The organism is Enterobacter sp. MGH 24 (assembly GCF_000493015.1).
GTDB lineage: Bacteria > Pseudomonadota > Gammaproteobacteria > Enterobacterales > Enterobacteriaceae > Enterobacter.
The window spans coordinates 1,799,160-1,812,442 of record NZ_KI535657.1; the positions used below are offsets into that span (position 1 = coordinate 1,799,160).

The 13,283-nt window shown below is 53.7% G+C and carries 9 protein-coding genes, 1 tRNA gene and 1 rRNA gene; 5 read left to right on the forward strand and 6 right to left on the reverse strand.

The window, feature by feature from the left end:
* Nucleotides 1–153 precede the first annotated feature (153 nt).
* The 4 genes from phnD to L370_RS13290 form a co-directional block, all read right to left on the reverse strand.
* Nucleotides 154–1,170: a phosphonate ABC transporter substrate-binding protein gene (phnD, locus tag L370_RS13305; RefSeq protein WP_023334214.1), complete on the reverse strand. Its 1,017-nt coding sequence runs from the start codon at nt 1,168–1,170 to the stop codon at nt 154–156.
* 24 nt (nt 1,171–1,194) lie between these two features.
* Nucleotides 1,195–1,983, reverse strand: a complete 789-nt coding sequence (gene phnC, locus L370_RS13300; RefSeq protein WP_023334215.1) for a phosphonate ABC transporter ATP-binding protein — start codon at nt 1,981–1,983, stop codon at nt 1,195–1,197.
* Nucleotides 1,984–2,156: 173 nt separating this feature from the next.
* Complete coding sequence (gene yjdN, locus L370_RS13295; RefSeq protein WP_023334216.1) at nt 2,157–2,600, reverse strand: VOC family metalloprotein YjdN; 444 nt, start codon at nt 2,598–2,600, stop codon at nt 2,157–2,159.
* Nucleotides 2,601–2,680: 80 nt separating this feature from the next.
* Complete coding sequence (locus tag L370_RS13290; RefSeq protein ID WP_023334217.1) at nt 2,681–3,016, reverse strand: zinc ribbon domain-containing protein YjdM; 336 nt, start codon at nt 3,014–3,016, stop codon at nt 2,681–2,683.
* Nucleotides 3,017–3,614: 598 nt separating this feature from the next.
* Between L370_RS13290 and crfC the strand changes: the two genes are divergently transcribed.
* Nucleotides 3,615–5,969 carry a clamp-binding protein CrfC gene (crfC, locus tag L370_RS13285; protein WP_023334218.1) on the forward strand — a complete coding sequence of 785 codons (2,355 nt, stop codon included), beginning with the start codon at nt 3,615–3,617 and terminating at the stop codon, nt 5,967–5,969.
* Nucleotides 5,966–6,841 (forward strand): diguanylate cyclase regulator RdcB family protein, encoded by an 876-nt coding sequence (locus L370_RS13280; RefSeq protein WP_023334219.1) that lies wholly within the window; start codon nt 5,966–5,968, stop codon nt 6,839–6,841. The genes crfC and L370_RS13280 overlap by 4 nt, the downstream gene beginning before the upstream one ends.
* A gap of 63 nt (nt 6,842–6,904) precedes the next feature.
* On the opposite strand, the gene kdgT is transcribed toward L370_RS13280, so the two are convergent.
* Nucleotides 6,905–7,897 (reverse strand): 2-keto-3-deoxygluconate transporter, encoded by a 993-nt coding sequence (kdgT, locus tag L370_RS13275; RefSeq protein WP_023334220.1) that lies wholly within the window; start codon nt 7,895–7,897, stop codon nt 6,905–6,907.
* A gap of 646 nt (nt 7,898–8,543) precedes the next feature.
* Between kdgT and proP the strand changes: the two genes are divergently transcribed.
* Nucleotides 8,544–10,046 (forward strand): glycine betaine/L-proline transporter ProP, encoded by a 1,503-nt coding sequence (gene proP / locus L370_RS13270; protein WP_023334221.1) that lies wholly within the window; start codon nt 8,544–8,546, stop codon nt 10,044–10,046.
* Between the two features lie 33 nt (nt 10,047–10,079).
* Here proP and L370_RS13265 read toward each other — a convergent pair whose 3' ends face one another.
* Nucleotides 10,080–11,033 carry a nickel/cobalt transporter gene (locus L370_RS13265; protein ID WP_023334222.1) on the reverse strand — a complete coding sequence of 318 codons (954 nt, stop codon included), beginning with the start codon at nt 11,031–11,033 and terminating at the stop codon, nt 10,080–10,082.
* 494 nt (nt 11,034–11,527) lie between these two features.
* On the opposite strand from L370_RS13265, the gene L370_RS13260 reads away from it, so the two are divergent.
* A 16S ribosomal RNA gene (locus L370_RS13260) occupies nt 11,528–13,069 on the forward strand.
* 85 nt (nt 13,070–13,154) lie between these two features.
* Nucleotides 13,155–13,230 (forward strand) — tRNA-Glu (locus tag L370_RS13255).
* Nucleotides 13,231–13,283 lie beyond the last annotated feature (53 nt).

The following is a 13,283-nucleotide window of genomic DNA, read 5'->3' on the forward strand; positions in this document are numbered from 1 at the left end:
GCTCCATGGGTCTTTGTGTGCCGGATGGCGCTACGCTTATCCGGCCTACGATCTGTTCCCCCTCTCCCTGTGGGAGAGGGCCGGGGTGAGGGCATCAGCGTGCGCATTTCCCCCTCACCCTAACCCTCTCCCTCAAGGGAGAGGGGACGTAAGTTACTGCACCGCTTTATTCACGCTCGTCATTGCACCGAGCGCGGCGGTCAGGCGGTCGAGGTCTTCCAGCTGGGCCTGAATGGTGGCCACTTTGCTGGTCTTCTCCTCGTCCTTCAGCCCTTTGTTGTCCTTCACGCCCTGCATCTCTTTAAACAGCGCCAGCTGACGAATCGGGACCAGCTGCAGGTCGCTTGACGGGCGGAACGGTGCCCAGCCCAGACGCTCCAGAACCGCTTTCTCTTCCGGCGTTTTGCCATAGGTCATAAAGAAGTCGTACACCTTGTCCTTGGTGCTTTCAGACAGGTTTTTACGCCACACGATCGGGTCGCCGGGGATCAGCGGCGATTTCCAGATAACCTTGATCTCTTTCAGCTTGTCCGGCGCTGAGGTTTTCAGCTTGTCGAGGTTCTCGGTGTTGTTGGTGGCAACGTCCACCTGCTTGTTGGCCACGGCCAGGGCGTTAGTTTCGTGGCTGGCGTTCACCGTGCGCTTGAAGTCGCTGGCGGAGGCGTTGTTTTTGGCGAAGACGTAGTAGCCGGGGACAAGGTAACCGGAGGTGGAGTTCGGGTCGCCGTTGCCGAAGGTGAGCTCTTTGCGCCTGGCGAGCATGTCGTTGAGGTTGTTGATCGGGCTGTCTTTGTTCACGATCAGCACGCTCCAGTAGCCCGGGGAGCCATCTGCCGCGACTGTCTGGGCAAAGACCTGGCCGTTCGCGCGGTCCACCGCTTCCATGGCGGAGAGGTTGCCGTACCAGGCGATGTCCACTTTATTAAAGCGCATCCCCTGGATGATGCCCGCGTAGTCCGGGGCGAAGAAGGCGTTCACTTTGATCCCCAGTTTGGTTTCCATATCTTTCAGGAACGGTTCCCACTGAGGCTTCAGGTTCTGCTGTGATTCCGTCGAAATAATGCCGAAGTTCAGCGCTTTTTCCTGCTCTTGTGCATACGCCGGGCTTAACAGGGTGCTGAGGCTGAACATGCTGGTAAAGGCCAGCGCGGCAACGGCTTTGTAGCTCATGTACTTTCCTCGGATCGGGTTTAATTAAGCAGCCTGCGCGTTCTCTTCGACGCGGTTAATGCTGCGGTAGAGATGGTCAAAACGTTCGTTATCGAACTGATGGCTCGCGCCATCAAAGAACACATGACCCTGGCGCAGGGCGACAATGCGTTCGCAGTAGCGCAGGGCGTAATCCACCTGATGCAGCGTGACCACCACGGTGATGCCGTCGTTCTGGTTAATGTCGCGCAGGGTTTCCATCACGATGCGGGCGGACTCCGGGTCCAGCGAGGCAATGGGTTCGTCAGCGAGAATGATTTGCGCTTTTTGCATCAGGGCGCGGGCAATGGCGACGCGCTGCTGTTGTCCACCGGACAGGGTGGAGACGCGCTGGTGGGCGAAATGCGCCATGCCGACGCGGGTCAGCGCCTGTAAGGCTTCCTGCTTCTGGGAAGGGGAGAACCAGCGCAGACAGGTGCGCCAGAACGGGGTGCTGCCGAGCGCGCCAATCAACACGTTCTCCAGCACCGTCAGGCGGTTCACCAGGTTGAACTGCTGGAAGATGTAGCCCGTCTGGGCGCGGCTTTTGCGAATATCGCTGGCGAGACGCCCCGCGCGCTGCACGGTATTGCCCAGCAGCTCGACGTGGCTTTCCGGCGTTTTATCGCAGGTGATAAGCCCGCTCAAATGGCGCAGAAGGGTGGATTTACCTGAACCGGATGGCCCCAGCAGCGCCACCATTTCGCCCTGCTGGACGGTCAGATCAACGGCATGCAGGGCCTTGTTGTGATTGAAGGTCTTGCTCAGTTTCTCGACGCGGATGACGGTTTGCATGTGCTGGGCCTCACGATAAATGTGGCCTCATGCTGGCGCATCAATGTGACATTTGGGTTAAGTCTGGGTTGCGGGAGTTTGAAGAGTTGAGGGGAGTTTGATGACAATCACCGTAGGCCCGGTCAGCGCAGCGCCACCGGGCGCTGTTGCTGGCTGCGCTGCGCTTATCCGGCCTACGACGTTTGGTGTTGCTTAACGACGTTAATCATCCACGGCACGCCGTATTTATCGGTGACTTTACCGAAACCGTGCGCCCAGAAGGTTTCCTGCCAGGCCATTTCGATATTCCCACCATCGGCAAGGTTGTCGAACCAGCGCTTGCCTTCCGACACGTCCTGCGTGTCCAGTACCAGCGTGAAACCCGCGTACTGCACGTTGCTGCCCGGCGGCATCCCGTCGCTCATCATGATATCGCTGCCCGCAATGCGGACGTTGGAGTGCGCGATAGCTGAATCCGGAAATTGCATGCCGGACGGACAGCCTTCATCGCTGTTATCGCTTTTTGGCATTTCGCCGAAGGTGATTTTATAGAGGAGTTCTGCGCCGACGGCTTGCTGGTAGAAGGCGGTAGCCTCTGCGCAGTTGCCGGCGAAAGAGATGTAGGGACTTAACGGCATAATCTTTACCTCACGTAAGAAAAGCCCGTTAAGTGTAGTTCCCGAAAGCCCGGTAAGCGAAGCGCCACCGGGCGGGCAAATCAGTTCTTTTTAACGAACTCGGATTTCAGCTTCATCGGACCGAAGCCGTCAATTTTGCAGTCGATATTGTGATCGCCTTCAACCAGACGGATATTCTTCACTTTGGTGCCAATCTTCAGCATGGAAGAACTGCCTTTCACTTTCAGATCTTTAACCACGGTTACGCTGTCGCCGTCCGCCAGCAGATTGCCGTTCGCATCTTTTACGACAAGTGCATCAGCATCGTGCGATGGTTCGGCATCATTCCATTCGTGAGCGCATTCCGGGCAGATGAACATGCCATTATCTTCATAGGTGTATTCAGAATTGCATTTTGGGCAGTGTGGGAGTGACATATCGGTATCCTCAAAAAAAAGTGTAAACGCGCTGGAAAGTGCCAGCTAAATGACGGCAGGGTGCCGAAAAAGGCGGCAAGTATAGCGCAAATCCACACGATTGTCGGTGATATTGTGAATTAAAAAAATGCAAAAAGCGTATCGGGAGTGACACTTCCTGTCAGTCAGTTAAGCGATGCTTACGTCGTTAACACGGTGGAAAGAATGGGGGCTAAATATATCGAATATTTTATTGCGGCAAATTGCTACGTTCCTCCATTTCGGATAAGGTGAAGCGACACATTGTTATTTATCTCCTGACTTCGCTGCCATCCATATCTTATGGCAGGGGCGTATTACCTCTCTTTTTAGGTGGGTAAATAATGATGATATATCCTGAAGTTTCTTAAAATTGGGCTACGCTTTTTTCTTTTGGCCGTCAGGCCAGGAGGGGAGCTATACACGCCATGCAAGGATAGCGAATTATTTCTGATTATCATCAATCAGTTATATTTCGGCGAACATGTTTTCCACACGTGATCATATAAGCCTGAACAACATAATTAAAACCAGTGGCTTAATAAAAGTAATAAATTTGCGTTAAGGAAAGGCTTTTATCATGCACACACAGACCATTTTTGAATTAAGCCAGGAAGCTGAGCGTTTGTTACAGCTCGCCCTGCAAAACCTTGATACATTGAAATCAATGCCGATGGCGATGCTGGAGAGCACGTCGGCTGCCATTACGGGTGAAAAGAACAACGTTTTACCTTTGCATTTTAGTGCGCGCGGTGTCGACGCGCAGCAGGCGATGCTGAATAATGAATTACGGAAAATAACCCGGCTGGAAATGGTCCTGGCTATTGTTGGCACCATGAAAGCGGGGAAATCGACCACCATTAATGCGATTGTGGGTACCGAAGTGTTGCCGAACCGCAATCGTCCGATGACGGCGCTCCCTACCCTTATTCGCCATACGCCGGGTCAGAAGGACCCGGTGCTGCATTTCTCACATGCCTCGCCGATTGATGAATTGATTCAACTGCTCCAGAAAAAGCTATGTGATTACGATCGCGGGAAGCTGGCCCAGCATCTGGAAATTGATAAAGACATGAATACGCTGCTGGAGCGCATTGAAAGAGGAGAAGCTTTTGAGAAGCATCACCTGGGCGCGCAGCCGATATTTCATTGTCTGAAAAGCCTCAACGACCTGGTGAGACTTTCCCAGGCGTTAGGCGTGGAGTTTCCCTTCTCAGAATATGCCGCCATCGAACATATTCCGGTGATTGAGGTGGAGTTTGTGCATCTCGCGGGTCTGGATGCTCACCTCGGACAGCTGACGCTGCTCGATACGCCCGGGCCGAATGAGGCCGGACAGCCGCATCTGCAAAAAATGCTCAGCGAGCAGTTGTCCCGCGCGTCGGCGGTGCTGGCCGTGATGGATTATACCCAGCTTAAATCCATCTCTGATGAAGAAGTCCGCCAGGCCATTTCCGCGGCGGGAAAATCGGTGCCGCTGTATGCGCTGGTCAATAAATTCGATCAGAAAGATCGCAATAGCGACGATGAAGAGCAGATCCGGGCGATGATCTCCGGCACCTTAATGAAAGGCAATATTTCGCCTGGCCAGATCTACCCCGTTTCGTCCATGTGGGCCTATCTGGCGAACCGCGCTCGCTACGAGATGAGTACCCACGGAAAACTGCCGGATCATCAGGAACAACCCTGGGTACAGGATTTTGCCGAAGCTGCGCTTGGGCGTCGCTGGCGTACGGCGGACCTGGACGATATCGAGCATGTTCGTCATTCTGCCGATCTGCTCTGGGAAGATTCGCTCTTTGAACAACCGATCCGCAAGCTGATTTACGCCGCCTATGCCAATGCCTCGCTATTCGCTTTGCGTTCGGCCTCGCATAAGCTGCTCAACTACGCACAAAATGCCCGGGAGTATCTCGACTTCCGTTATCAGGGACTGACGGTGGCCTTTGAAGCGCTGGAACTGAACATCGTACGTCTGGAAGAGAACATGGCGCTTCTGCAGACGCGCCAGAGCGTAGTGAGCGATGAGGTGAAACATGAGGTTGAGGAGGCGCTGAACGCCACCGCAGACTTTATGACGTCTCAGAAAACGGCGCTTCACCAGGCAATTGGTGATGTGTTTAGCGCACGCCATATTCTTGATTTGGCAGGTATCGATCGACTGAACCGCCGCGATGACGAGCCGCAATCGCTGAAGCAGCTGGTGCTGGACGATGAAGGGCAGGCGCAAATCGCGCTGAGTAAAATCCGTGCCTCCTGCGAGCTTATCATGCTGGATGCGCAGACGAAGATCGCCCGTGAGCTGGCGTTACGCTTCGACCAGCTTGAATCTACGCTGGCACGTTCCCTGAACGAAGCCATGCGCCCCATCGAAACGCGTATTAGAGAGCATCTGAGCCATGCGGGTTTTCGGGCGCGAATCAGTTTCCCGGCGTTTCAGGCGAACCAGCTTAACTTCAATACGCGGGCGCTGTTTAACGATGCGATTGCGGAAGATGACAGCCAGGCTGGCCCGTCATCAGGCGGGAGCAGCATGCGTGAAACGGTCTCTCGCTGGCTCAATAATCCGGGCTGGGGCTGGGATGATTATGTGGAAACGCGTACGCGATATGTTATCGACATTGCGCAGCTACATGACAAATTTAAACAACATATTGATCAGTTTTGTGAACAAATACGTAAAGCTTTGTCCGCGCAGGTCGATGTCTCTGTTACGGCAGGAATGGCAACGTTCTTTGCAGAATTTTCGCTGTGCCTGTCCGGCTTACAGGAAAGCTTGCGTGATAGCCTCGCAGTGCGTCAACAAAATGAGCATTCGACCCGAGCGCTCTGCCAGTTGTTGAAGCAAAGCATCACTACTGCGACGTGGATACAGGAAGATACCCGACTGTTACGCGATGATATTCAAACTCTATTCGCGGCAGAGCAACCATGACAACACCATTACTGGACGGCCCCGGGCGAACGCTGGAGTGTATTAATCCAAAATTTATGGTCGATCTGGTGCAGGGGGGAGACGCTGCGCGTCACTCCCACCTGGGACCACAACAGCTGCAGTTTCGTGAGCGTTTGACACAGGAAATCATGACCCATACCCGGCTACGCCCCTGGGCGATGGCGGGGATGCTCAATGAAAATACGGCGCTGCGCCTGGGGCTGGCGGAAAAACTGGCCGGCATGCTTGACCCTGGTCATCTCGCGCTGACGCTGATGGCAGAGAAGCTGATTGCTTTGCGCCAGCAGACGCACCCGCGCGCGCCGCAATCTCCAGGGCTGATGCAGCAGTACGCTGAACTCGCTTCTCATTTTACTCAACGCGCAGCATATAAAGAAAAGGCGCTGACCCAGCGTGGGCTCACGGTGCAGGCGGGTGAGCACAGCGAGCAGATTTTTACCCGCTGGCGGGCCGGGCATTATGACGGCTGGTCGCTGGCCGGGCGCTGTTTTATCGTGCTGGAAGAGCTGCGCTGGGGGCCATTTGGTGATGCCTGCCGTCTCGCGAATGATGATGTGGCGGCCATGCTCAAGGATAACCTGCGCAGCATGGCGGCAAACTATCTGGCGCAGGGCATTAATGCATCACCCACGACCCGCCATTTCTATCATCAGTGGCTGTCAACGCCTGCTTCTCCGGGTTTAATCGATCATAAAGACATGCTGGGGTGGTTGGGAGACTGGTGTCAGTCGGATCAACATCCGGTGAGCTGGTCAGTCACGCAAAACTGGCAGACCGTCGCGCTGGGTATGCCGAGGCTCTGTTCGGCAAAACGGCTGGTGGACGCGATGGTAGAAGAGATTTTTGGGTAAATCCCTTACCCCTCACCCTAACCCTCTCCCCGTAGGGGAGAGGGGATGGCCTGGTGCGGTGTGTTAATGGCGGAGTTCTACCGCTTTTCTTTCGATATCCTGCTCGGGGGCACTTGCGTAGCGTTTCGCATACAGCGCCGTGATGATGGGCACCAGAATCGCGGTGACAATTACGCTCGCGGCAACTAGCGCCGTCGCTGAAGCGGCCACCGGTTCGAAGGCCGGGTTAATTTGGGCAATAATCACCGGGTTTGCAACAGCAGCACCCGCGGCTGAAGAGGCAGCGACGCCGGCCGTGCCGTTTCCTCCTCCGATTACGCGGTCGGCAATAATCAGCGGAATACCGGTGATGACGATCACGGCGACACCCAACACAATCCCCAGCAGGCCGGTATCGAGAATGACCTTCAGATTGATGGTGTTCCCCAGTGCGAAACCGAAGAACGGGATCAGCACCGGCGTGGCTTTGCTAAAGAAATCACGCAGATCGTGATCGAGATTGCCAAGTGCGAAACCGACCAGGAAGGGCAGGATCGCGCCGACAAAGTGGTGAGGTTCAAACGAGGCCAGGCCAGCAGACCCCAGGATCAGCATCGTCATCAATGGGCCGGATTCCAGAGACATCAACACAAATGCGCCGGACTCTTCTTTCGTCCCGTACTGGTTCATCAGGCTGGCGTACAATCCACCGTTAGTCATGTCCATCGCCGAGACAATCGCCAGGACCGATAAACCCGCAAAGAACCCAGTCTGAATTCCATTCTCCGGTATGAACATCGCGCATATCATTGCCACCGCCCAGGCTACCGCTATTTTGGTTAACACCAGCGTGCCGGATTTCCGTAATACTGTCCCCGTTGCCCGCAAATTAATGGATGCGCCGATACAAAAAAACCAGACGGCAAGAATGGGAACCGTGCCTGTTATCATGCCTTTTGTGAAACCCCCAAAATAAGCTCCGGTATCGGGAGCAAGGGTATTCAGGATCGCGCCCAGTACCAGCGGTACCAGCATCATACCGCCAGGTATACGTTCTATCGTGGCTTTAATCTTCATGGACAAACCTCACATCGGATCCCGCAGGACGGGTGATAGGTGTAAAAAATTAGTCAATAAATTCAAATAATTGCTTTTCTTCTTGCAGGCTTTTTTCGATAACCCTGCAGCATAATTAAATGTGTGCTCCCGATTAAACCGATTCAGAAACACCTTAAACGCTGAATTCGGATTTATCATGCGATCATTGGAATAGTGATTCAATGAAAATAAAACATCGTTTTAGTTATCTTTGTCACATATTCGGCGTAAAACTTTGGGCCGATTTATGATGATGAAAATTTATGTAAATCTGATGTGAATTAACGTGGGTTGTTTTTCTGTTAAGAAGGAAATAATGATGTGTGCGAGGATGTTTTTTAGGCGGGTGAGAAAGTGCTTATTGGCGCGCGTTGACAAAAACTGAACCGGCTTGACCGGGCACAAAAATATATGTGAAGTTGATCACAAATATAAACGCTGGTAGGGTAAAAAGGTCATTAACTGCCCAGACAGGCGTCAACAGGTTCGGTTGTATCGACGTTAAACGTCAATGTAAGTAAACCTGCTACGCTTGAATAAGGCGATTCGCATGGAGCGGATCCCATGGTTCACAGAACGCTAACTGGACTGTGAAACAGACAGGGCCGAGTCAACGAGGATAGCTATGCTGAGAAGGAAAAAGATTAAACCCATCACGCTTCGCGACGTTACCATCATTGATGACGCAAAGCTGCGTAAAGCCATTACCGCAGCCTCGCTCGGTAATGCGATGGAATGGTTCGATTTTGGTGTCTACGGCTTTGTGGCCTATGCGTTAGGTAAAGTGTTTTTCCCCGGGGCCGATCCCAGCCTGCAGATGATTGCCGCACTGGGTACGTTCTCCGTTCCCTTCCTGATTCGTCCGCTGGGCGGTCTGTTCTTCGGTATGCTCGGCGATAAATATGGTCGTCAGAAAATCCTTGCCATCACCATCGTCATTATGTCGATCAGTACATTCTGTATCGGCCTTATACCGTCGTACGCCACCATCGGCATTTGGGCACCGATTCTGCTGCTGATTTGTAAGATGGCTCAGGGCTTCTCCGTGGGCGGTGAATATACCGGTGCCTCGATCTTCGTTGCCGAATATTCCCCGGATCGTAAGCGCGGTTTTATGGGAAGCTGGCTGGACTTCGGCTCGATTGCCGGGTTTGTCCTCGGCGCGGGCGTAGTGGTTCTGATTTCAACCGTGGTGGGTGAAGATAACTTCCTCGACTGGGGCTGGCGTATCCCGTTCTTCCTGGCCTTGCCGCTGGGGATTATTGGTCTCTACCTGCGTCATGCGCTTGAGGAGACGCCCGCGTTCCAGCAGCACGTCGATAAACTGGAACAGGGTGACCGCGAAGGGCTGCAGGATGGTCCGAAGGTGTCGTTCAAAGAGATTGCCACTAAGCACTGGCGCAGCCTGCTGACCTGTATTGGTCTGGTGATTTCGACCAACGTGACCTACTACATGCTGTTGACCTACATGCCGAGCTATCTGTCGCATAACCTGCACTACTCGGAAGATCACGGCGTGCTGATCATTATCGCCATCATGGTAGGTATGCTGTTTGTGCAGCCGATTATGGGCCTGTTGAGTGACCGTTTTGGTCGTCGACCATTCATTATCCTGGGAAGCGTTGCGCTGTTTGCTCTGGCCATTCCGGCCTTCATACTGATTAACAGTGATGTGCTGGGGCTGATTTTTGCCGGTCTGCTGATGCTGGCGGTGATCCTTAACTGCTTTATCGGGGTGATGGCCTCAACGCTGCCCGCGATGTTCCCGACCCACATTCGCTACAGCGCGCTGGCCGCGGCATTTAACATCTCGGTGCTGATTGCCGGTCTGACCCCGACGCTTGCCGCCTCGCTGGTCGAGAGTACGCAGAACCTGATGATGCCGGCTTATTACCTGATGGTGATCGCGGTGATTGGTTTGATTACCGGTATTACCATGAAGGAGACGGCGAATCGTCCGCTGAAAGGGGCAACGCCTGCGGCGTCTGATATCCAGGAAGCGAAAGAGATCCTGCGTGAGCACTACGATAACGTCGAGCAGAAGATTGAGGATATTGACGCAGAGATTGAAGAGCTGCAGAAAAAACGCTCCCGATTGGTGGACCAGCATCCACGCATCAACGAGTAATAAAGAAACCCGCCAACGGCGGGTTTTCTTTTATTAGCATCCAGCAGCGATGTAGTCGCCATTGGCGCTGATGGGGATCACCGTCAGAAACAGCACCGTCGCGAACAGGATCAGGACTATCCCTCCGGCTATTTTGACTGCCGGTACGAGCCATCTTAATGAGGCGCTTTCTCCGAACCAGCTCACCGTGCGCTCGCGGGCGTAGCGTACTGCCAGTGAAAGCCCCACGATTGAAAGCGCGGTTCCCAGAGACATGGTCATGACTGCGGCCACCCCCCAGGTGACAATCCCCAGCGCGTTCGAAAACATCAGAATCATGATCGCCCCGCTGCACGGGCGTGCGCCAATCGCCAGAATGACGCCCAGGCGCGTTTTCCAGTCGCCTTCTGTCAGGTTTGCCCCCACGCCGTGGTGGCCGCAGCCACAGTGTTCATCGTGCTGATGAAGCGGCTTGATGGCGGAGATAGTCATCCTGCGCGGACGCAGGCTCTTCAGCGCCTGGTAAATGACAAACGCGCCAAATGCGCCAATCAGCACTGCGCTTATCTTCTCCACGTACCAGCGGCTGGTGCTGATATCTCCTGAGGCGAGGTTAAACCCCACCGCCAGAATAAAGACAAACAGAATGGCGCTGACGCCCTGCATCAGGCTACCCAGGAAGGGGACGACCCGGGCGGCCAGCTCGCTTTCTTTATTTGTCGTCAGATAGGTCGTCACAATGAATTTTCCGTGCCCGGGTCCGATGGCGTGAAGGACACCATAAAGGAAAGCCCCCGTTAACAGCCATAATCCGCCGCTGTACTGGTGGTTATTAAGCTGCAGTAGATACATCACCAGATAGCGGTGCAGCGTAATTTGCGTGGCGAGACACCACTGGATAAAGGCATTCCAGTGCGCATGCAGGGTAAAACCGGCAAAGAGGATTGCCAGCAGCATCACCCCTGCTGTAGGGAGACGCCAGTCACGGGCGAGGCGTTGTGTGGTCATGAGGGGGCCTGCACAGAGGAGATTATTTGCCGCTAGTATAGTTGATCTTCCCGCTCAATTCGTAGGATCGCATCGCGATCCGCTCATAATTGTGGATAACTTTGTGCATAAAAGGGTATAAGGCGGGGTTTTGCTGTGGAATGCAGCAGTCAGTCATTTTTCTGTCATTTAGCGGTTGCGGCTTGCGGAGAACTCCCTATAATGCGCCTCCATCGACACGGCAGATGTGAATCACTTCACAAACAACCCGGTCGGTTGAAGAGAAAAAATCCTGAAATAACGGGTTGACTCTGAAAGAGGAAAGCGTAATATACGCCACCTCGCAACGGTGAGCGAAAGCCGCGTTGCACTGCTCTTTAACAATTTATCAGACAATCTGTGTGGGCACTCAAAGTGACATGGATTCTTAATGTCTTCGGACAATAAATGAATACCAAGTCTCTGAGTGAACATACGTAATTCATTACGAAGTTTAATTCACGAGCATCAAACTTAAATTGAAGAGTTTGATCATGGCTCAGATTGAACGCTGGCGGCAGGCCTAACACATGCAAGTCGAGCGGTAGCACAGGAGAGCTTGCTCTCCGGGTGACGAGCGGCGGACGGGTGAGTAATGTCTGGGAAACTGCCTGATGGAGGGGGATAACTACTGGAAACGGTAGCTAATACCGCATAATGTCGCAAGACCAAAGAGGGGGACCTTCGGGCCTCTTGCCATCAGATGTGCCCAGATGGGATTAGCTAGTAGGTGGGGTAACGGCTCACCTAGGCGACGATCCCTAGCTGGTCTGAGAGGATGACCAGCCACACTGGAACTGAGACACGGTCCAGACTCCTACGGGAGGCAGCAGTGGGGAATATTGCACAATGGGCGCAAGCCTGATGCAGCCATGCCGCGTGTATGAAGAAGGCCTTCGGGTTGTAAAGTACTTTCAGCGGGGAGGAAGGTGTTGAGGTTAATAACCTCAGCAATTGACGTTACCCGCAGAAGAAGCACCGGCTAACTCCGTGCCAGCAGCCGCGGTAATACGGAGGGTGCAAGCGTTAATCGGAATTACTGGGCGTAAAGCGCACGCAGGCGGTCTGTCAAGTCGGATGTGAAATCCCCGGGCTCAACCTGGGAACTGCATTCGAAACTGGCAGGCTAGAGTCTTGTAGAGGGGGGTAGAATTCCAGGTGTAGCGGTGAAATGCGTAGAGATCTGGAGGAATACCGGTGGCGAAGGCGGCCCCCTGGACAAAGACTGACGCTCAGGTGCGAAAGCGTGGGGAGCAAACAGGATTAGATACCCTGGTAGTCCACGCCGTAAACGATGTCGACTTGGAGGTTGTGCCCTTGAGGCGTGGCTTCCGGAGCTAACGCGTTAAGTCGACCGCCTGGGGAGTACGGCCGCAAGGTTAAAACTCAAATGAATTGACGGGGGCCCGCACAAGCGGTGGAGCATGTGGTTTAATTCGATGCAACGCGAAGAACCTTACCTACTCTTGACATCCAGAGAACTTTCCAGAGATGGATTGGTGCCTTCGGGAACTCTGAGACAGGTGCTGCATGGCTGTCGTCAGCTCGTGTTGTGAAATGTTGGGTTAAGTCCCGCAACGAGCGCAACCCTTATCCTTTGTTGCCAGCGGTTCGGCCGGGAACTCAAAGGAGACTGCCAGTGATAAACTGGAGGAAGGTGGGGATGACGTCAAGTCATCATGGCCCTTACGAGTAGGGCTACACACGTGCTACAATGGCGCATACAAAGAGAAGCGACCTCGCGAGAGCAAGCGGACCTCATAAAGTGCGTCGTAGTCCGGATTGGAGTCTGCAACTCGACTCCATGAAGTCGGAATCGCTAGTAATCGTAGATCAGAATGCTACGGTGAATACGTTCCCGGGCCTTGTACACACCGCCCGTCACACCATGGGAGTGGGTTGCAAAAGAAGTAGGTAGCTTAACCTTCGGGAGGGCGCTTACCACTTTGTGATTCATGACTGGGGTGAAGTCGTAACAAGGTAACCGTAGGGGAACCTGCGGTTGGATCACCTCCTTACCTTAAAGAACCTGCCTTTGTAGTGCTCACACAGATTGTCTGATGAAAAGTAAATAGCAAGGCGTCTTGCGATTGAGACTTACACGTCCCCTTCGTCTAGAGGCCCAGGACACCGCCCTTTCACGGCGGTAACAGGGGTTCGAATCCCCTAGGGGACGCCACTTGCTGGTTCGTGAGTGAAAGTCACCTGCCGTCATATCTCAAAACTCATCTT

What these genes read in the sequence shown, in the direction of transcription:
- phnC (WP_023334215.1), bottom strand. Translation starts at nt 1,983, where the DNA reads ATGCAAACCGTCATCCGCGTCGAGAAACTGAGCAAGACCTTCAATCAC.
- crfC (WP_023334218.1), top strand. Translation starts at nt 3,615, where the DNA reads ATGCACACACAGACCATTTTTGAATTAAGCCAGGAAGCTGAGCGTTTG.
- phnD (WP_023334214.1), bottom strand. Translation starts at nt 1,170, where the DNA reads ATGAGCTACAAAGCCGTTGCCGCGCTGGCCTTTACCAGCATGTTCAGC.
- kdgT (WP_023334220.1), bottom strand. Translation starts at nt 7,897, where the DNA reads ATGAAGATTAAAGCCACGATAGAACGTATACCTGGCGGTATGATGCTG.
- L370_RS13265 (WP_023334222.1), bottom strand. Translation starts at nt 11,033, where the DNA reads ATGACCACACAACGCCTCGCCCGTGACTGGCGTCTCCCTACAGCAGGG.
- yjdN (WP_023334216.1), bottom strand. Translation starts at nt 2,600, where the DNA reads ATGCCGTTAAGTCCCTACATCTCTTTCGCCGGCAACTGCGCAGAGGCT.
- L370_RS13290 (WP_023334217.1), bottom strand. Translation starts at nt 3,016, where the DNA reads ATGTCACTCCCACACTGCCCAAAATGCAATTCTGAATACACCTATGAA.
- L370_RS13280 (WP_023334219.1), top strand. Translation starts at nt 5,966, where the DNA reads ATGACAACACCATTACTGGACGGCCCCGGGCGAACGCTGGAGTGTATT.
- proP (WP_023334221.1), top strand. Translation starts at nt 8,544, where the DNA reads ATGCTGAGAAGGAAAAAGATTAAACCCATCACGCTTCGCGACGTTACC.